The following is a 20,996-nucleotide window of genomic DNA, read 5'->3' on the forward strand; positions in this document are numbered from 1 at the left end:
GAGATGGTGGTAGCGGGAGACAAACAGAACGAGGACGCGCCCACGTCGGCTCTACCGGTCGGTGCCGCACTGCGCCAAGCTCTAGCCGCGCAGCGCACCTCGCTGCTGTCCCGTGCCACCTTCGTCGGTGGGGTGACATTCACCCTGGTCCTGTTCGGTGTCGGCGCCTGGCAGCGCCGCTGGATCGCCGACGACGGCCTGATCGTCCTGCGCACCGTGCGCAATCTGCTGGCCGGCAACGGACCGGTCTTCAACGCGTCGGATCGGGTGGAGACCAACACCAGCGCCGCGTGGACCTATGTCATCTGGTTCTTCGGCTGGGTCTCCGGCGCCCGGCTGGAGTATGTGAGTCTGGCCGTGGCGCTGACGCTTTCGCTGCTGGCCGTCGCCTTCGCCATGTTCGGCGCGGCGCGGCTGTGGGGCGGCACGCGCGCGCAGCTGCTGCTGCCGGCGGGCGCGCTGGTCTACATCGCGGTGCCCCCGGCCCGCGACTACGCCACCTCCGGACTGGAGAACTGCCTGGTCATCTTCTGGCTGGGCGTGCTGTGGTGGCTGCTGATGCGCTGGAGCCGGACCGAGAAGGTCCGGCTCACCAGCCTTTTCGGCCTGACGTTCTGGGCCGGGCTGTGCTGGGTGATCCGCCCGGAGATGACCGTCGTCGGCGGATTGGCCCTGCTACTGGTGTTCTTCGCGCCCATGCCGCGGACCCGATTGCGGCCGTATATGACGCGCACGCTGATGGTCGTGATCGGCGGGCTGGTTCCGATCGGCTATCAGATCTGGCGGATGGGCTATTACGGTCTGCCCGTTCCGAATACGGCCATCGCCAAGGAGGCGGGCGGCGCGAAGTGGAAGCAGGGCTTCACCTATCTGTGGGATCTGGTCGGTCCCTACTACCTGTGGCTGCCGCTGCTGCTGCTCGTCCTGGCGACGGTCGTCGTCCTGCGCACCCGGCGCGGCGAGGCCACGACTCCCGCCGCGGAATCCGGTGCGAGCCGGTGGCGCCGACTGCGGGAACGGCTGCACGCGCCCCGCGCGATCGTCGCCCTGATGCTGCTGTCAGGCCTGCTGCTGGTGATCTTCGAGCTGCGCGTCGGCGGCGATTTCATGCATGGGCGCATGCTGCTGCCGCAGCTGTTCATCCTGCTGCTGCCGATCGCGGTACTGCCGATTCGGCTGCCCGCCGCGGACGGTCGTACTCCGAAGGCGCTCGCGGCCGTGGCCCTGCCGGCGCTGGCGTGGGCGATCGCCATGGGCTGGACCCTGTTCGCCGCCAATACGACCGCCAACAACGCCGGCGCTTCGATCAGCGAGTCGGGCATCGTCGACGAGCGGATCTACTACGTCCTCAACAGCGGCCACGACCATCCGATCCTGGCCGAGGACTACCTCGACTATCCGCGCATGCGGGCGATGGTCCGCGATATCGCCCAGACCCCCGAGGGCGGTCTGCTGCTGAGCTCCCCGTCGTACATGATGTGGTACGTCGCGCCGCCGCCGCTGCCGATTCCCCCGGGCGGTGGCGAACATACCGTCTACTTCCTGAATCTGGGCATGACCAGCATGAACGTGCCGCTGGACGTGCGGGTCATCGATCAAGAGGGCTTGGCGTATCCGCTGGCCGCGCATACCGATCGGCTCGTCGACGGCCGGATCGGGCACGATAAGAACCTGTACCCGGACTGGGTGCTCATCGACACCGGCATGGTGGATCAGCCGCCGTGGATGCCGTTCTTCCTGGATAAGAAGTGGGTCACCCAGGCCCGCACCGCCCTGAGCTGTCCGGCCACCCAGGATCTGCTCGCCTCCTCGCGCGCGCCGCTGACGTGGGAGCGATTCCGGCACAATCTGATTCAATCGGTGCACTTCGCCAAGTACCGCATCGATCGGGTGCCCAAATACGAGATCCAGCGCTGTCACCTGGTCGATCCGACCGCCCCCACGGCTCCGAATTAGGAGTGTGGGCTCGAGGCCTTTGCCACTTTGTCTCGATTTGGTAACGCCACGCGGCCCTCGACGCGATAAGCTCCCATGAGTACGTCCGTCGGGGACGCGTGTCGGCATGCGTGGGGCGATCCATCTGCAGTAAGCGGCCAGCCCGGCCGCACAAGGGAAAGGCCGAACAGAATATGCGAGGCGTGACTGTGCGCGGGGCGCAGACCAAACGTCGGGCCGGCTGGCTGAAGCGATCGGTGCTCGGCATGGCGCTGGCGCTGTTGGTGCCCTTCGGCGCCTCGGTCGCCGAGGCGGGGACCGCAGCGGCCGCCTTCGATCCCTCCGGCGTCGACTTCTGGGTCGACTCCCCGGTCATGGGACCGATCAAGTCGCGGATCTTCCGCGCCGCGGACGGCAATACCAGCCGGGTCGTGTACGCCCTCGACGGTATGCGGGCCACCACGGATATCAACGGGTGGGAGCACGAGACGAATGTCGCGGCCGCGCTCACCCAGGCCAATATCAACGTGGTGATGCCGATCGGCGGGCAGTCCAGCTTCTACGCCGACTGGAACGCGCCCAGCTCGTTCCTCGGCCTGCCGCCGATCACCGGATCCTCCTCGGGTTCGGCCTCCGGTTCGGGCGCCACGCAGGTGCTCGCCGCGGGCCCGGGTAAGAGCTACCGCTACGACTGGGAGACCTTCCTGACCCGCGATCTGCGCAACGCGCTGCGGGATCGGATGGGCTTCAACCCGAATCGCAACGGTGTGTTCGGCCTGTCCATGGGCGGCAGCGCGGCGCTGACGCTGGCGGCCTACCACCCGGATCAGTTCAGCTACGCCGGTTCCTACTCCGGCTATCTCAACGTCTCCGCGCCCGGTATGCGCGAGGCGCTGCGTGTCGCGATGATCGACGCCGGTGGCTACAACATCGACTCGATGGCGCCGCCGTGGGGCCCCAACTGGCTGCGCATGGACCCGTTCGTCTTCGCCCCACGGCTGAAGGCCAACAACACCCGCCTCTGGATCTCCGCCGGTAGCGGCCTGCCCGGCCCGACCGACGGTCCCAACTTCAACACCCTCAACGCGATGGGTCTCGAGGCGCTGGCCCTGATCAACACCCGGGCCTTCCAGGTCCGCATGGCCACCCTCGGCGCGGGCAACGCCACCTACGACTTCCCGAGCGTCGGCGTGCACAACTGGCGCTACTGGGAGAGCGAGGTCTACCGCATGATCCCGGACCTCTCCGCCAACATCGGCTGAGCCGGACCCGGCCCACCTCATATCCCCGCCCGCGGCCCCAGGCCGCGGGCGGGGCTTTTCGCTGTCCGGTAGCCGACGTCCAAGATCACTGTTCGGTTTAATCCGCTCGCCTTGACCACCAACCAACCGGACATCCGTAATACTCAGCTGACCCGCAGTACCACGCGGCGGCAGAACTTCATCTGGGTTTCCGGATCGTGCGGCCGGTCGTGCGGCGCGAGATGCGCGCCGGTCGCTGGGCGAAAGGTCGAGAGCGATGCGAGGTGTGCGAAGTAGGCCCGGCCGTAGGAGCGGATGGCTGCGGCGGACGGTTCTGGTGGTGGCGGCGACGCTGACGCTGCCCATCGCGATCGCCGGATTCGATGGGACGCCCGCCCGGGCCGCCTTCGATCCCGCCGCCTTCGATTTCTGGGTCGACTCCCCGGTCATGGGACCGATCAAGACCCGCGTCCTGCGGGCCGCCGACGGCAACACCAACCGCGTCGCCTATGTGCTCGACGGTATGCGCGCCACCACGGATATCAGCGGCTGGGAGCATGAGACCAATGTCGCCGAGGTGCTGGCCTCCTGGAATATCAACGCGGTCATGCCGATCGGTGGCCAGTCCAGCTTCTACGCCGACTGGAACGCCCCGAGCTCATTCTTCGACATCGGCTCGCCCGGCTTCGGTTCGGTTACCGGATCCGGTGCGACGGAGACGTTTCTGGGCGGTCCGGGCAAGAGCTACCGCTACGACTGGGAGACCTTCCTGACCGACCAATTGCGAAATGCGTTGCGCGACAGGCTCGGTTTCCGCGCCGACCGCAATGGCGTGTTCGGATTGTCCATGGGCGGTAGCGCGGCGTTGACGCTGGCGGCCTATCACCCGGATCAGTTCAGCTTCGCCGGATCGTTCTCCGGATACCTCAATATCTCCGCGCCCGGTATGCGCGAGGCGATTCGGGTGGCGATGATCGATGCCGGTGGCTACAACGTGGATTCGATGGCGCCGCCGTGGGGACCGGCCTGGTTGCGCATGGACCCCTTCGTTTTCGCGCCGCGCTTGATCGCCGACAACGTCCGGCTGTGGATCGCCGCGGGCAGCGGCGTACCAGGGCCGGAGGATCTCGGCCTGCCGCCGCTGGCCGCCGCCGACCATATCGTGCGCGGCACCCCGCTGGAGGCGTTGGCGTTGGCCAACACTCGTGCGTTCCAGGTGCGCATGCTCAGTCTGGGCGCGCAGAACGCGGTCTACTCGTTCCCCGATGTCGGCGTGCACGACTGGTTCAACTGGCAGAACGAGGCATATCGGATGATTCCGGATATGTCCGCCAATATCGGCTGACATAACGTTTCGGTCTCGGAGGTGTTTTCGCGCATACGGATTTCGCCACTGCGCCTATAGAAGAGTTCGGAAAATGCCGAACGGTCAATGGTGATTGCGCAGGCGAAAGGTCGAGTCGATGCGTCCCGGAGTGGTGTGCGGAGAAGTTGCTGTATCAGGTGGAATGCGGCTGCGCCGCATGCTCGCCGGTCTGGCCCTTGCCATTTCGGTTCCGCTGGGGGCTACGGCGGGTGTGGCCGGTCCGGCTGCCGCGTCCTTCGATCCGGCCGGATTCGATTTCTGGGTCGATTCGAGTATGGGGCCGATGAAGAGCCGGATATTCCGGGCCGCCGACGGCAACACCAGCCGCGTGGTGTACGCGCTGGACGGGCTGCGCGCCCGAAACGACCTGTCCGGCTGGGAGGTCGACACCGATGTGGAGCGGGCGCTGACCCAGGCCGGCATCAACGTGGTGATGCCGATCGGCGGCCAGTCCAGCTTCTATTCGGACTGGAATGCGCCGAGTTCGTTCCTGGCGCTGCCACCGGTCGGAGCGCCGTCGTCGGGATCCGGTGGGGCGCAGGCGTTGTCGGGCGGACCGGGCAAGGCCTATCGCTACGAATGGGAGACGTTCCTGACCCGGGACCTGCGTAATGCGCTGCGCGACCGGCTGGGCTTCAACCCCACGGGTAATGGCGTATTCGGATTGTCGATGGGCGGTGGCGCCGCGCTCACGCTGGCCGCGTATCATCCCGATCAATTCCGTTATGCCGCATCCTATTCCGGATATCTGAATCCGACGGGCCCGGGTATGCCCGAGGCATTGCGGGCGGCGCTGATGGACGCCGGCGGCTTCAACATCGACGCCATGTGGGGTCCGCCCTGGGATCCGCGCTGGCAGCGCAACGATCCGACGGCCTCGGCCCAGCTGCTGCACGACCACGGGACCCGGTTGTGGATCTCCTCCGGCAACGGCATTCCCGGCCCGCGCGATCCGCTGCGGAACGCCGTCGATGCCTACCACCTGACCAATGCCGCTGTGCTGGAATCCATAGCGCTGACGAATACCAGGGCATTTCAGGCACGTTGGGACGGCTTGGGCGGCTGTAACGCGGTGTTCGATTACACGCCGATCGGCGTTCACTTCTGGCGTTACTGGGTGGATCAGCTCTACAAGATGCTGCCGGATCTGAGCGCGAATCTCGGCTAGCACAAGAGATTTCACGTTCTCGCGACATCACTGCCCGAACGCGATAGGGTCACCGCACGATTACGAAAGGTACACGGGCGGATTTCGGTCATAGCGATGGTCCCATCTTGCTAACGATTGGGCTGTCGCATATCGTCCAGCGAGCGCAAGTGTGACCAGTTCGTAGACGCGCCGTTGCTCACGTCGGAGGTCGGCTTCTGAGGTGGGTGCTGATCGTGCCGTGCTCGGCGAATGCCGTTGCGGTACCGCTACAACAGCAGACTTACAGCAGAAAGAGAGCAGTATCAATGCGTTTCGGCAGGTCCGCCGCGCCGGAGGGAGTCCAGTCGGGACGGCGAAATGCACACGGTTGGCGCTCGCGAGTTCTCGCGCTGAGTGCCGCGGCTCTCGCCCTCCCGATCGCGGCCGGTGTCGCCGCCCCGACGGTCGCACTCGCGGCTCCGATCAGCGCCCCGGTGCATCGCACCCCGGCCGGCGGTTACGACGAACTGATGGTGCCCTCGTCCATGGGCCCGATAAAGGTTCAGGTGCAGTGGGCACGCAGCGGCGGTAACGCCGCGCTGCTGCTGCTCGACGGCCTGCGCGCCAGGGACGACAAGAATGCCTGGACGGTCGACGTCAACGCGCCGGCCCAGTGGGCCAACGACAACGTCACCCTCGTGATGCCGGTCGGCGGTCAGTCCAGCTGGTATGCCGACTGGACGCAGCCGAGCAACCTCAACGGTCAGAAGTTCACCTACAAGTGGGAGACCTTCCTGACCAAGGAACTCCCCGACTTCCTCGCCAATTACGGTGTGGCGCGCGACAACTACGCGGTCGCCGGTCTGTCGATGAGTGGTCCCGCGGCGCTGCGGCTGGCGGCGTTCCACCGCAATCAGTTCAAGTACGCGGCGTCCTTCTCGGGCCCGCTGAACTGGAACGCGCCGGGTATGCGCGAGGCGATCCGGGTGATGATGCTCGACGCCGGTCACTACAACGTCGATGCGATGGCCGCGCCGTGGAGCCCACAGTGGCTGCGCTCGGACCCGATGGTCTTCGCCCCGCAGCTGCGCGGTCTGCCGATGTTCATCTCCTCGGCCAACGGCATCCCCGGTCCGTATGATCACCCGAACTCCGCGGTCGGCGTGTTCAACACCGGCAATGCGATGGGTATCGAGGCGATCTCGTTCATCAGTAGCAAGTCCTTCCAGTCGCGGCTGAACTCGCTGAACATCCCGGCCACCTACGACTTCCCGGCGGCCGGCACACACAGCTGGCAGTACTGGATCGACGAGCTCGGCAAGGCCCGCCCGGGCATCCTGGCGGCCCTGAACGCGGGCTAGTAGGACATATCGTCACGAAAGGCACCGTCCCATAGGGGCGGTGCCTTTCGTTATGGCGCGTCCTACCCCGCGAATGGCCCCGCACGCGGTACAACAAACCTGTGGCTGGTGAGGTAACCGAGAGATGGGGGCGCGCGCGCCGCGCTCGGGTAACTCGTGGGCGGCTCGTGGCGTTGGCCGCGGCGATCGTATTGCCGCTCACCGCAGGGCTTTCCACGCCCGCCGCAGCCGAGCCACCACCCGCTCCCGCACCAGCTCAGCCCGCACCCGCCTCTGCTCAGCCCGCACCGGCCCCCGCCGCAGCGCCGCCCGCCCCGGCCGTGGTGCCGTCCGCCCCCGCTGCGGCGACACCCGCACCCGCCCCAGCCCTGGTGACGCCCGCGCCCGCCGCGGCCGCACCGGCCCCCGCTCCGGCGACGCCCCCAGCCGCTCCCGCGGCACCCCCACCGGCCGCCGCGCAATCCGCGCCCGATCCCGCGCAACCGCCTGTGCCACCGGCCTCCGCTCAGGCAGCCCCCGCGCAGGCGGCTCCCGCACCCGCTGAGGCGGTTCCGGCGCCCTTCCCGGAGGCGGCCGCGGGTGTGGCCGCCGCGACCGTGCAGAAGGTCGTCTGGCTGACCGATCGCCGCGTCGCGGTCTGGATCAATTCGCCGAGCATGGCCGCGCCCGTGCAGGTGCAGCTGCTGTTGGCGCGGGACTGGAATGTCCACCCCGAGGCGCGGTTTCCGGTGCTGTTCATGCTCGACGGGCTGCGCGCCGAGGATGACGAGAGCGGTTGGACCAAGGACGCCGGGGCGGCCGATTTCTACGCCGACAAGAATGTGACCGTGGTGCTGCCGATCGGCGGCCAGTCCAGCTTCTACTCCGACTGGTTGCAGCCGGACAACGGTAAGACCTACAAGTGGGAGACCTTCCTCACCAAGGAGCTGCCGCCGCTGCTGGAGAATCAGTGGCGGGCCACGAACGTCCGTGCCGTCGAGGGACTTTCGATGGGCGGGACGGCCGCGATGTTCCTGGCCGGGCGCAATCCGGGCTGGGTGAGACACGCCGCCTCGTATTCGGGCGTGCTCACCACCACGACGCTGGGCATGCCGCAGGCCATCACGTACGCCATGCGCGATGCGGGCGGCTTCGACTCGAATCTCATGTGGGGCCCGCCGACCAGTCCGGAATGGGCGGCGCACGATCCGTACGCGCTGGCCGACAAGCTCAAGGGCATGAGCCTGTACGTCTCGGCGGGCAGCGGCACCACCGGCACCTTCGACAAGCCCTCCGACGTCCCCGGCATCAGCACCAACTACGCGGGGATGGGCCTGGAGATACTGTCCCGGCTCACCAGCCAGAACTTCGTCGACAAGCTCAACAAGCTGTCGATCCCGGTGACGGTGAACTTCCGGCCGTCCGGCACGCACTCCTGGCCGTACTGGGATTTCGAGATGCGCCAGTCCTGGTCGCAGGCCGCGACCGCGCTCGGCGTCGAGGCACAGGCCCCGCCGTGCCAGGCCGGCGGCGCGATCGAGGCCGCGGCACAGGCCAATTCGTGGCTCGGCGGCTGTGTGACCGGGGAATATCCCGTAACCGGCGGTACCGCACAGGATTTCCGCGGCGGCCGGGTGGTCTGGTCGGCGGCGACCGGCGCGCATCCGATCGGCGGCATGATCGGCGGCAGCTACACCGGCTCGATGGGACCGGGTGGGCCGCTGGGCCTGCCGACCAGCGATGAGCGCCCGCTGCCGGACGGCCGCGGCCGCTATCAGACCTTCCAGGACGGCGCGGTGTACTGGACCGCGAAGACCGGCGCGCAGGTGCTGCGCGGTGCGATCCTGGCCGCCTGGGGCCGCGAGGGCTATGAGCGCGGGCCCGCCGGATATCCGACCGGGCCGGAGCAGAAGACGCCCCAAAAGGACGGTGTGGTCCAGGGTTTCGAGAACGGGCCCATGTACTTCAGCGCGAAGACCGGCGTGCATCGGGTGCAGGGGCTGATCCTCGGCAAGTACGCGCAGCTGGGTTTCGAGAACAGCCCGCTGGGCTTTCCGATCAGCGAGGAGCAGGGCTCCCGCGATGCCGGCCGATATACGAAGTTCGAGGGCGGCAACATCTATTGGAGTCCGCTGTCGGGGGCGTGGGCGGTGCGCAACGGCCCGATCCTGGACGCCTGGGGCCAACAGGGCTATGAGAACGGCAAACTCGGGTACCCGATCAGCGACGAGTTCCCGGTGCCCGGCGGCGTGCAGCAGAACTTCCAGACCGGCTTCGTCGTGATCCGCGACGGCAAGCCCGAGGTGCACGGCATGTGAAGCCTCACCTTGAGAAGTGCATGAGGTTTCCTGCGGGCATGCCCCGAGTCCCCGGGCAGCCATTAGCCTGGACGGCGACCGCTGACCCTGTGAACAAGATCGAGGAAACGAATACATGCTTCGGACCCGTGGAAAGGTGACCGGCGTGCTTGTGGCGTTCGCGGCCACCGGCTTGCTCGCCGCCTGCGGAAACAACGACTCGACGGCGTCGAGCACGCCCACGCTGAAGACCTCGACCAGCCCCGCGGCCCCGACTCCGGCGCTGCCGCCGGTGCAGATCCCCACGGGCGATCAGACGAGCCCGGAGCCGCCAGCCCCCCTGACCTCGGCCCCCGAGCGCCCGGAGCCCGCCCCCACGTCCGGTCAGACCGACGCCACTCCGGTGACCGCCAAGGATCAGGTGTTCCTGGACGCGCTGCGCAAGCGCGGTATCACCCCGTCCAGTCCGGATATCGCGCTGACCGCGGCCAACTATGTCTGTCAGGGCAAGGCCAGCGGCGCCTCCGATCAGGAGATCGCGACCTATGTGAACGCCATGGCCGGTTCCGATCCGGCCTTCGATCCGCAGAAGATGTCGGTCGAGCAGGCCGGCAAGATCTACATCGACGTCGCCTCCGCGACCTACTGCAACAAGTGACGCGATGACGCAGCGACGGACGGGATATCCGCGAGGCGCCGGCGGTCGCCGGCGCCGGCCCGGATGTCTGCTGTTCCTGGCGATCGTCGCGGGCATCGTCGTGGTGGTGATCCTGCTGTGGTATCTGCTGGCGGGGCTGTTGCGTCTGCCCAAGCCGGCGCCGCCCACGGGTCCGCGCGAACCCACCTCACAGCCCGCCGACTGTGCGGATGTGCAGCTGCTGTCGATTCCGGGCACCTGGGAGTCCAACAGCACCGACGATCCGCACAATCCGACGGCCAATCCGAACTCGTTGATGCTCAATGTGAGCAATCCTGTGCGGCAACAGTTTCCGGAGAGCCGGGTGGACGTCTACACCGTCCCGTACGTCGCGCAGTTCTCCAATCCGATCGCGATCCCGCCCGACGGTCAGCAGTCCTACAACAACTCTCGCTCCGAGGGCACCCAGCGGGCGACCGACGAGCTGGCCGCGATGCACAATAGATGCCCCTTGACGACCTATGTCATCGCGGGCTTCTCGCAGGGCGCGGTGATCGCGGGCGATATCGCCGCGCAGATCGGCGCGGGTAAGGGTCCGGTTCCGGCCGATAAGGTGCTCGGCGTGACCGTGATCGCCGACGGCCGTCGCGACCAGGGCCCCGGACAGGGCACCGAGATCGGCACGGCCACACCGGGAGTCGGCGCCGAGGTAGCACTGCGCGGCCTGACCGTTCCGGGGATCACGATGACCGGTCCGCGGCCGGGCGGTTTCGGCGCGCTCGCCGATCGCACCTTCACCATCTGTGCCCCAGACGATCTCGTCTGCGATGCCCCGGTGCAGGCCCTCAACCCGCTCAATATCCTGCCGAGCCTGAACACTCTGGTCCACGCCGTCGGCAATCCCGTACACGCCCTCTACGCCGGTTTCCGGGTGGACGCGGACGGAGCCACGGCGACCACCTGGACCGCGAATTGGGCCATCGGCCTGATCAATAACGCCCCACATCCTGCCCACTCCTAGAGCCCCCGCGGTTTCTTCCGCAGGCTGTAAAGTGCTGCGATGATCGCGACGTCGGAATCGGTCCCCCGGACCTCTCCGGCGTCGCGGCAGTTTCCGCACAGCCAGGAGCAGGAGTTCATGACAGAAGCCGCCGCAGCAGCGCTGACCGCGCTGGGCACGCCGCTGCGGCCGTTCCGTTTCGCTGCCGCCGGGGAGGGCAATCCGACAGAGGGCGGTGCGCGCAAGTTCCTCGCGCTCGCCCAGCGGGCCGAGGAATACGGTTATGACTCCTTCGTGGTGCCCGACCAGCTGGGCCCGCAGGTCGGCCCGATCGCCGCGCTCGGCGCACTCGCCGTCGCGACCGATCGGATCAGGCTGGGAACATCGGTGCTGGCCAACGGCTTTCGGCATCCGGTGGTCCTGGCGAAGGAGGCCGCCACGATCGATGTGCTGTCCCGGGGCCGGCTGGAACTCGGCATCGGTGCGGGCTGGCTCGCGAGCGAATTCGAGGCGGCCGGAATCGCCTACGAGTCGCCCGGTGTGCGGCTGGAGAAGCTCGACGAGGCGTTGACCATCCTGGACGTGCTGCTGCGCGGACAGGAATGCCACTTCGAGGGCAAGCACTATCGGGTCCGCGGGGTCAAGGGGACTCCACGCCCGCGGCAGGGTCCGCGTCCGCCGCTGGTAGTCGGTGGCGGCGGCCCGAAGATGTTGCGGCTGGCCGCGAAACATGCCGACATCATCTCCGTGGTTCCGCGGACGACCCGCGACGGTAAGGGTTTACTGTCCGGAATCACACTCGACAAGACCATCCAGAAGGTACATCTGATCAAGGAGGCGGCCGGTGATCGTTTCACCGACATCGAGCTGAACTGGGCCCTGACCGCGATTCTCGTCACCGATGATCGCGAGCGGACCGCGGAGACGGCGTTGCACGCGATCGAGCAGGGCCTGCATCCGGATCTCGAGGTCGACGTCCGACTGACCGTCGAGGACATTCTGACGTCGCCGTATGTGGCGATCGGCACATTCGAGGAGATCGCCGGGCAGATCCGTAACGTGCGAGCGCTGACCTCGATGTCCTATGTCGGAGTGTTTCCGACCCAGATGGATGCGTTCGCGCCGGTCATCCCGTTGCTGCGGGACTAGGACGTGTTCGCCGCGCTCCGGAGACTGCGCCGGGGGCCGCTCTGTAACATGTCCCTGGTTTGAGTACATCTAGCCGATAAGGCGGTCACCGCGCAGACCGCCGGTAAAGCTGCAGGCATGCTCTTGCACCACAGAGCGCCGGCGGGCGATAGCGAGTCGGGGCCTCACAGGTAACAGCGGCCATGTCGCCGTGCTGCGTGTGCCTCGGAGGAGAAGGAATGACGGACGAGACTTTCGACGACTACCTGGACGAAACCGGGAACATCAGAATTCCCGAGGGGCGGACCCTGGTCGACTACGTCGAGAAGCACACTCGCAACGACGCGAACACCCTTGCGTACCGCTATATCGATTACTCCCGGGAGCGCGACGGTGAGTACCAGGACCTGACCTGGCGCGAGTTCGGTTGCCGGCTGCGCGCGGTGGCCGCTCGCCTGCAGCAGGTGACCAAGCCCGGGGACCGGGTGGCGATCCTCGCACCGCAGGGCCTGGACTATGTGATCTCCTTCTTCGCCGCCGTCTACGCCGGATGCATCTCGGTGCCGCTGTTCGATCCGGATGAGCCCGGTCACACCGACCGGCTGCACGCCGTACTCGCCGACAGCTCGCCGTCGGCCATCCTGACGGCGAGCTCCTCCGCCGCCGGGGTGCGCCAGCTGTTCCGCGCGCTGCCCGCCGCGCAGCGCCCGCGCATCATCGCCGTCGACGCCGTGCCGGACACTCTGGGCGAGGCCTGGGTACGCCCGGAGATCTCCGTCGACGACATCGCCTATCTGCAGTACACCTCGGGCTCGACCCGGACCCCCGCCGGTGTGGAGATCACCCACCGCGCGGTCGGCACCAACCTGCTGCAGATGGTGAACGCCATCAACCTGGACTGGAACTCGCGCGGCGTCACCTGGCTGCCGCTGTTCCACGATATGGGTCTGCTGTGCGTGATCCTGCCCGCGATCGGTGGCAAGTACATCACCATCATGTCGCCGAGCGCGTTCGTGCGCCGCCCGGGCCGCTGGATCAAGGAGCTGGCCGCGGCCTCCGACGGCGCCGGAACCTTCGCCGCCGCACCGAATTTCGCCTTCGAACATGCGGCCGCGCGCGGCCTGCCCAAGAACGGCGAGACGCTCGACCTGTCGAATGTCATCGGTCTGATCAACGGCTCCGAGCCCGTGACCACCTCGTCGATGAAGAAGTTCAACGAGGCCTTCGCCCCGTACGGCCTGCCCAAGACCGCCATCAAGCCCTGCTACGGCATGGCGGAGGCGACGCTGTTCGTCTCGGCGACCCGGCACGAGGATGAGGCCAAGGTCATCTACGTCGACCGCAACGAGCTCAACGCCGGTCGCGTGCTCAAGGTGGAACAGGGCACCCCGAACTCGATCGCCCAGGTCAGCTGCGGCTATGTCGCGCTGTCGCAATGGGCCGCGATCGTCGACACCGAATCCCTCGACACCGCCGAGGGCGCCCGCGAACTGCCCGAGGGCCACGTCGGCGAGATCTGGTTGCACGGCAACAACATCGGCATCGGCTACTGGGGTCGCGACGAGGAAACCCGCAAGACCTTCAAGAATCAGCTGGCCCAGCGGTTGCCCGAGGGCAGTAAGGCCGAGGGCGCCCCGACCGACGCGATCTGGATGCGCACCGGTGACTACGGCGTCTATATCGACGGCGAGCTCTACATCACCGGCCGCGTGAAGGATCTGGTGATCGTCGACGGCCGCAACCACTATCCGCAGGATCTCGAGTATTCGGCGCAGGAGGCCAGCAAGCTGCTGCGCCCCGGCTTCGTCGCCGCCTTCGCGGTGCCGGCCAACCAGCTGCCGCCCGAGGTGTTCGCAGCGGACAGTCATGCGGGCCTGAGCTTCGATCCCGACGACGGCTCCGAACAGCTGGTCATCGTGGCCGAGCGTGGGCCCGGCGCCCATAAGGCCGATCCGGGCCCGATCGCCGACGCGGTGCGCGCGGCCATCTCCCAGCGTCACGGTGTGACGGTGCGCGATGTGCTGCTGGTGCCCGCCGGTTCGATTCCCCGGACCTCCAGCGGCAAGATCGCCCGCCGCGCCTGCAAGGCCGAATATCTGGAAGGCACGCTGCGTGGCGGACATCAGCAGCAGGCCTTCCCCGACGCACCCGACGAAGAGTGAGAACACCGGGGACACTGGCTGTCAATCCCCGTCACTCAACCCCCGCACCCAGGTAGCTTGAGGAATTGATGGCTGACAACGAGGGCACCCAGACGACCGAGACCGCCGACGCTGTCGAGGTGGTCGCCGACACACCGGGCACCGACATGTCCGTGGCCGAACTGCGTGAATGGCTGCGCCGCTGGGTCGCCGACGCGACCGGCCAGCCGATCGAGAACATCACGGTGGACCGGCCGATGGAGGAGTTCGGGCTGGCCTCGCGCGATGCCATCGCCCTCGGTGGTGATATCGAGGAACTCACCGGCGTGCTGCTGAACGCGACGATCGTGTATCAGCATCCGACGATCGCCTCGCTGTCGGAGCGAATCATCAACGGGGAGCCGGAGGTTCCGGAGGACACGACGGACGACTCGTTCTACACCGCCGGATATCAGCCGGGGGAGGCGCACGATATCGCGATCGTGGGCCTGTCGACCCGGCTGCCCGGTGCGGGCGATACGCCGGAGTCCACCTGGGATTTCCTGATCAACCGCGGCGATGCGGTCAGCGGACTCCCCGAGGGACGCTGGTCGGAGTTCACCTCGGATCCGCGCATGGCGGAGATCGTGGACAAGGCCAACACCCGCGGCGGCTATCTCGCGCAGGATGTGGTCAAGAACTTCGACGCCGAGTTCTTCGCCATCTCACCGCTCGAGGTGGAGCGGATGGATCCGCAGCAGCGCCTGGCGCTGGAGCTGACCTGGGAGGCCCTGGAGCACGCCCGAATTCCCGCGAACGAGCTCAAGGGCGAGTCGGTGGGTGTGTTCATCGGCTCCTCGACCAACGACTTCATGTTCGTCACGGCCGCGAGCCTGGGCAATCCGGACCCGGGCGCACCGGCCTCGGCCGCCGCCTACGGATTGACCGGTAACAACACCTCGATCATCGCGGGCCGGGTCTCCTACTACTACGACTTCCGCGGTCCCTCGGTCGCTTTGGATACCGCGTGTTCCTCGACCATGGTCGCCGTGCATCAGGCGGTGCGCGCGCTGCGGGGCGGCGAGGCGGATCTGGCGCTGGCGGGCGGGGTGAACATGCTGCTCGCGCCGTTCGGTTCGCTCGGCTTCGATTCGATCGGCATGATCGCCCCGGACGGTCGGATCAAGGCGTTCTCGTCCGATGCCGACGGTATCGCCCGGTCCGAGGGCGGCGGCCTGATCGTGCTCAAGCGCCTGGCTGATGCCGAGCGCGACGGCGACCGGATCCTCGCCGTGGTCAAGGGTTCGGCGGTCAATTCCGACGGTCGCTCCAACGGTCTGGTCGCGCCGAATCCGGACGCCCAGGCCGACGTTCTGCGGCGCGCCTACCGTGATGCCGGAATCGCCCCCGCCACAGTCGATTACATCGAGGCGCACGGCACCGGCACCCTGCTCGGCGATCCGATCGAGGCCGATGCGCTCGGTCGCGTGGTCGGCCGCGGTCGCGATGCCGATAAGCCCGCGTTGCTGGGCTCGGCCAAGACCAACTTCGGTCATCTCGAATCCGGTGCGGGCGCGGCCAGCCTGGCCAAGGTGATCATGGCGTTGCAGCACAACGTCATTCCGCCGAATATCAACTTCGCCGGTCCGAATCCGTACATCCCGTTCGAGCAGGCGCATCTGAAGGTCGTCGACGCGCCGACCGAATTCCCGCGCTACAGCGGTAAGGCCACCATCGGCCTGTCCGGCTTCGGGTTCGGTGGTACCAATGCGCATCTCGTGATCCAGGAGTATGTGCCCACTCCCGCCGAGCCGGTCGTTCCGGAAGGTGAAGGGGCACCGGAAGATCTGGACAACGAGTCCACCGACGTCGTCGCCGATGCCGAGGCCATCCTGGAGGCGGCCGAGCCGGTCGCGGAATGGACCGAGGCGCGCACCGAGCCGCTGCCGGTGATCCTGGCGGTGTCGGGCTACCTGCCCTCCCGTCGCCGCCGCGCCGCCGCGGATCTGGCCGACTGGCTGGAATCCGAAGCGGGACAGCGCACTCCGCTCGAGGATGTGGCGCGGTCGCTGGCCAAGCGCAATCACAGTCGTTCGCGCGGTGTCGTGCTGGCCACGACACATGAGGAGGCGATCACCGGCCTGCGCGCGATCGCCGCGGGTAAGCCCGGACAGGGCGTGTTCACCGCGGACTCCCCGGCCGCGCGCGGCCCGATGTGGGTCTTCGGTGGCTTCGGCTCGCATCACCGCAAGATGGGTAAGCGGCTCTACCAGGAGAATTCGATCTTCGCCCGGGCCGTCGACGAGGTCGACGAGCTGGTGCAGGACGAGGCCGGGTATTCGGTCAAGGAGATGATCCTCGACGACGCCCAGGACTGGGATGTGGGCACCTCGCAGGTCGGCGTGTTCACCATTCAGGTCGGCCTGGCCGCGCTGCTGCGGGCGCACGGCGCGAAACCCGAAGCCGTGGTGGGGCATTCGCAGGGTGAGGCCGCCGGATCCTATGTCTCGGGCGGGATGAACCTCGAGGACGCCGTCCGGGTCATCTGCGCGCGCTCGCGCCTGATGGGCGAGGGCGAGCAGATGATCCGCGACGACGAGGTCCGCAATATGGCGCTGGTGGAGTACAGCGCCGAGGATATCGAGCGGGTGATCGCGGCCTATCCGAGCCTGGAGGTCGCGGTCTACGCGGCCCCGACCAATGTCGTGATCGGTGGCCTGCCGGACGAGGTGCAGGCCGTCGTGGCCCGCGCGGAGGCCGAGGGCAAGTTCGCCCGCGTGCTCCAGACCCGCGGTGCGGGGCATACCTCCCAGATGGACCCGCTGCTGGGCGAATTGGCCGCCGAATTGGCGGGTATCGAGCCGAGCCGCCCGACCGTCGATCTCTATTCGACCGTGCGCAAGTCGCAGGTGTTCCGCGCGGGCACCGATCCGGTGCACGATGTGGACTACTGGGTCGCGAATATGCGGCAGCCGGTGTGCTTCAGCTACGCGATTCGCGCGGCGGTGGACGCGGGTATCACCACCTATCTGGAGATCGCGCCGCATTCGGTCGCGCTGATGCAGGTCCTGGGCACGACATTCGCGGCCGGTGTGCATGATGCGGCGCTGATCTCGACGCTCAAGCGTAAGGAAGACGACGCCGCGAACATCATCGCGGCGCTGGCGCAGCTGTATGTCCAGGGTCATCCGGTGAACCTGCCGTCGCTGCTGCCCGCGGGTGACTACGCCGATATCCCGCGCACCGCGTTCCTGCGCAAGGAGTACTGGCCCAAGGTCAGCATCGGCGCGGGTTCCGGCAGCGACCGGGTGCCGGGCGCACATGTCGCGCTGCCCGACGGCCGCCACGCCTGGGAGGTGTCGGCGAGCGCCGTCACCGATCTCGCCGCCCTGGTGAATGCCGCTGCGGCCCAGGTGCTGTCGGACGTTTCGCTCGGTGCGTCGATCGCGCATGCGCCGGTGCCCGCCGCGGGCATGCTGACCACCACGCTCACCCCGCATCCGGGCGGCGCGTCGGTGCAGGTGCATACAAAGGAGGGCAACGGGTTCCGGCTGCTGTTCGACGCGGTCGTGGCCTCCGGTGCACCGCTGCCGGAAACCGCCGTGGCGCAATCGGTTCCGGCCGCGCAGCCCGCGTCGGAGCCGTCGACCGAGATCGCGGTCGTCGAAACCTTCGGTGAGCGTTGGGATCCCAACGGGTCCCAGACCGTCGAGAATCGCCTGTGCACCATCGTCGCCGAATCGATGGGCTACGCCGTCGAGGATCTGCCGATGGAGATCCCGCTGATGGAACTGGGCCTGGATTCGCTGATGGCCATGCGCATCAAGAACCGGGTCGAATACGAATTCGATATCCCGCAGCTGCAGATCCAGGCCGTGCGCGATGCGAGCCTGCACGAGGTCGCCAAGGTGCTGCACTACGCCATCGAGCACCGCGACGAGATCCGCGCGATGGCGGAAAAGCAGGCGGCCGAGGGCGGTTCGCTGACCGTCGACGACGATTTCGTCTCGGCGGCGCGGGCGGCCATGGAGGCGGGCGCCGATCCGGCGGCGGCGGTCAAGGCGCAGGTCGAGAAGGCCCAGCCCGCAACCGAACCCGAGGCGGCTCCGGTGGAAACCGCTGTGGCCGAGGATGATTCGGTTGCCGGTGAGGACAATGTGCCGCCGCGTGATGCCGCGGAGCGGCTCACCTTCGGGACGTGGGCCGTGGTCACGGGTAAGTCGGCGGGCGGCATCTTCAATACGCTGCCGATCCTGGATCAGGCGACCGTGCAGAAGCTGGTGGAGCGGTTGTCCGAGCGCGTCGATGCCGCGATCGATGTCGAGGAAGTGCGCGACTGCGAGACCATCGAGCAGCTGTCGGATATCGTGCGCCGTCATCAGCATGACGCCCGTGCCATCGACGGCTTCGTGCGTCCGCTGCGCGCCCGGGCCGAGGATTCGGATGCGGTGCCGGTGCTCGTATTCCACCCGGCCGGTGGCGACACGCTGGTCTACGATCCGCTGCTGAAGCGGCTCCCCGCGGCTACCCCGATGTACGGTTTCGAGCGGGTCGAGGGCTCGATCGAAGAGCGTGCGCGTCAGTACCTTCCGGAGATCCGCAAGATTCAGCCCGAGGGTCCGTACGTGCTGTACGGCTGGTCGCTGGGTGCGGTGCTGGCCCTGCAGGTCGGGCAGCTGCTGCGCGCGGAGGGCGCGGACGTGCGCCTGGTCGGGCTGCTCGATCTGGCGATTCCGGCCGAGCCGGAGGACAACAGTCCCGAGGCGAGGGTGGCCCGGATGGAGCGGTATCAGGCGTTCGCGAAGAAGACCTTCAACATCGGGGGTGAACTCGATCGCGAGCAGATCGAAGAGCTCGCGGCGGCGAGCGACGAGGAGCAGTTGCAGATCGTCCTCGAGCTGGTCAAGTTCTCCGGCACGAAGATTCCGGGCGGTGTCCTCGAACACCAGCGGACCTCGTGGATCGAACAGCGCGAGCTGGCGAAGGTGCAGCCGTCGAATTACGAGGGCAATGTCGTTCTCTACCTCGCCGACCGATACCACGACGGGGCAATGGAATTGGAACCCCGCTACGCCGACCGCCGCCCCAACGGCGGCTGGGACGAATACATCCCCAACCTCGAAGTCATCCACATCTCCGGTGACCACCTCCAGATCGTCGACGAGCCGCGCATCGCCACGATCGCTGCCGACCTCACCGAGAAACTGGCCGCCATCGCGAAGGGAGCCTAGTGAGTACGACCGCCGAGAAGCTCGCCGACCTGCGCAAGAAACTCGAGTTAGCGCAGGAACCGGCGGGCGAAGCGGGGGTGGCCAAGCGGGCCCGCAAGGGCATCCCGTCGGCCCGCGAGCGGATCAATATGCTGCTGGATCCGGGCACCTTCGTGGAAATCGGTGCGTTCGTGCGCAATCCGGGCGACCGCGACGCGCTCTACGGCGACGGTGTGGTCGCCGGGCACGGCCTGGTCGACGGCCGTCCGGTGGCGGTGTTCTCCCATGATCAGACCGTCTACGGCGGTTCGGTCGGTGAGATGTTCGGCCGTAAGGTGGCCGCGGTCATGGACTTCGCGGCCAAGGTCGGCTGTCCGGTGATCGGTATCAACGACTCCGGCGGCGCCCGCGTGCAGGAGGCGGTGACCTCGCTGGCCTGGTACGCCGAGATGGGCCGCCGCCAGGAGCCGCTGTCGGGTCTGGTGCCGCAGGTCTCGATGATCCTGGGCAGCTGTGCCGGTGGCGCGGTGTACGCCCCGATCAACACCGACGTCGTCGTCGCCACCGAAGAGGCGTACATGTTCGTCACCGGCCCCAAGGTGATCCGCGAGGTCACCGGCGAGGACGTCTCGCTCGAGGAGCTGGGCGGCGCGAACAGCCAGGCCGAGTACGGCAATATCCACCACGTCGCCAAGGATGAGCGGGCCGCATTCGATTGGGTGCGGCACTATCTGAGTTATCTGCCGTCGAGTTGCCAGGAGTTGTCGCCGATCGTGAATCCGGGCCTCGAACCCGGAATCACCGACAGCGATCTGGAACTCAACGCGCTCGTGCCCGACTCCGATAACGCCGCCTACGACATGCACGAGATACTGCTGCGGATCTTCGACGACGGCGACTTCCACGAGATCGGCGCGTCGGCCGGACTGAATGTCATCACCGGCTTCGCCCGGGTCGACGGCCGCAGCATCGGCGTGGTCGCCAATCAGCCGATGGTCTACGCCGGTGCGTTGGATGCCCGCGCCTCGGATAAGGCCGCGCACTTCGTGCGCATGTGCGACGCGTTCGAGATCCCCCTGGTGTTCGTCGTCGACACGCCCGGCTTCCTGCCCGGTGTGGAACAGGAGAAGATCGGCGTCATCAAGCGCGGCGGCCGCTTCCTGTTCTCCTACGTCGAATCGACCGTGCCGAAGGTGACCGTGGTGATCCGCAAGTCCTACGGCGGCGGATATGCGGTGATGGGCTCCAAACAGCTCGGCGCGGATGTCAACCTGGCCTGGCCGACGGCCCGCATCGCGGTCATGGGCGCGGAGAGCGCGGTGAGCGTGGTCGGCCGCAAGACGATCGAGGCGGCCCCCGAGGAGCAGCGGGCCGCGATCCGCAAGCAGATGATCGACTTCTACAACAGCACGGTGGCCACCCCGTGGGTCGCCGCCGAACGCGGTTATGTCGACGCGGTCATCGAACCGGCCACGACGCGTCTGGAGATCCGTAAGGCCCTGCAGTTGCTGCGCGATAAGACGGTGTACCGCAACCCGCGTAAACATCACCTGCTTCCGCTGTAGCGCACCCCTTCTCGTCGCGATGACGGAT

Annotated in this window: 12 protein-coding genes; all 12 read left to right on the forward strand. The window is 67.3% G+C overall.

Features of this window, described 5'->3' with window-relative positions:
* Positions 1-3 precede the first annotated feature (3 nt).
* Positions 4-1,956, forward strand: a complete 1,953-nt coding sequence (gene zomB, locus ACIA76_RS15555) for a flagellar motor control protein ZomB (protein ID WP_397152446.1) — start codon at positions 4-6, stop codon at positions 1,954-1,956.
* Between the two features lie 173 nt (positions 1,957-2,129).
* Positions 2,130-3,197, forward strand: a complete 1,068-nt coding sequence (locus tag ACIA76_RS15560; protein WP_397152447.1) for an alpha/beta hydrolase — start codon at positions 2,130-2,132, stop codon at positions 3,195-3,197.
* A gap of 256 nt (positions 3,198-3,453) precedes the next feature.
* Positions 3,454-4,521, forward strand: a complete 1,068-nt coding sequence (locus ACIA76_RS15565; RefSeq protein ID WP_397152448.1) for an alpha/beta hydrolase — start codon at positions 3,454-3,456, stop codon at positions 4,519-4,521.
* A gap of 163 nt (positions 4,522-4,684) precedes the next feature.
* A complete protein-coding gene (locus ACIA76_RS15570; RefSeq protein WP_397152449.1) occupies positions 4,685-5,710 on the forward strand; it encodes an alpha/beta hydrolase in 1,026 nt (341 codons plus the stop codon).
* Between the two features lie 287 nt (positions 5,711-5,997).
* The gene (locus tag ACIA76_RS15575; RefSeq protein WP_397152450.1) at positions 5,998-7,032 is read left to right on the forward strand and encodes an alpha/beta hydrolase; all 1,035 of its coding nucleotides are present in this window, start codon (positions 5,998-6,000) and stop codon (positions 7,030-7,032) included.
* 488 nt (positions 7,033-7,520) lie between these two features.
* Complete coding sequence (locus tag ACIA76_RS15580; protein ID WP_397152588.1) at positions 7,521-9,329, forward strand: alpha/beta hydrolase-fold protein; 1,809 nt, start codon at positions 7,521-7,523, stop codon at positions 9,327-9,329.
* A 115-nt stretch (positions 9,330-9,444) separates the two neighbouring features.
* On the forward strand, positions 9,445-9,966 hold the full coding sequence (locus ACIA76_RS15585; protein WP_397152451.1) for a DUF732 domain-containing protein: 522 nt from the start codon (positions 9,445-9,447) through the stop codon (positions 9,964-9,966).
* 4 nt (positions 9,967-9,970) lie between these two features.
* Positions 9,971-10,966 (forward strand): cutinase family protein, encoded by a 996-nt coding sequence (locus tag ACIA76_RS15590; RefSeq protein WP_397152452.1) that lies wholly within the window; start codon positions 9,971-9,973, stop codon positions 10,964-10,966.
* Between the two features lie 117 nt (positions 10,967-11,083).
* Positions 11,084-12,094, forward strand: a complete 1,011-nt coding sequence (locus ACIA76_RS15595; RefSeq protein ID WP_397152589.1) for an LLM class F420-dependent oxidoreductase — start codon at positions 11,084-11,086, stop codon at positions 12,092-12,094.
* Between the two features lie 218 nt (positions 12,095-12,312).
* On the forward strand, positions 12,313-14,235 hold the full coding sequence (fadD32, locus tag ACIA76_RS15600; RefSeq protein ID WP_397152453.1) for a long-chain-fatty-acid--AMP ligase FadD32: 1,923 nt from the start codon (positions 12,313-12,315) through the stop codon (positions 14,233-14,235).
* Between the two features lie 68 nt (positions 14,236-14,303).
* Positions 14,304-19,424: a polyketide synthase Pks13 gene (gene pks13, locus ACIA76_RS15605; protein WP_397152454.1), complete on the forward strand. Its 5,121-nt coding sequence runs from the start codon at positions 14,304-14,306 to the stop codon at positions 19,422-19,424.
* A complete protein-coding gene (locus ACIA76_RS15610) occupies positions 19,424-20,968 on the forward strand; it encodes an acyl-CoA carboxylase subunit beta (RefSeq protein ID WP_397152455.1) in 1,545 nt (514 codons plus the stop codon). The genes pks13 and ACIA76_RS15610 overlap by 1 nt, the downstream gene beginning before the upstream one ends.
* The last annotated feature ends 28 nt before the right edge of the window (positions 20,969-20,996 follow it).

The sequence above is a fragment of the Nocardia sp. NPDC051570 genome, assembly GCF_044454005.1.
Classification (GTDB): domain Bacteria; phylum Actinomycetota; class Actinomycetes; order Mycobacteriales; family Mycobacteriaceae; genus Nocardia.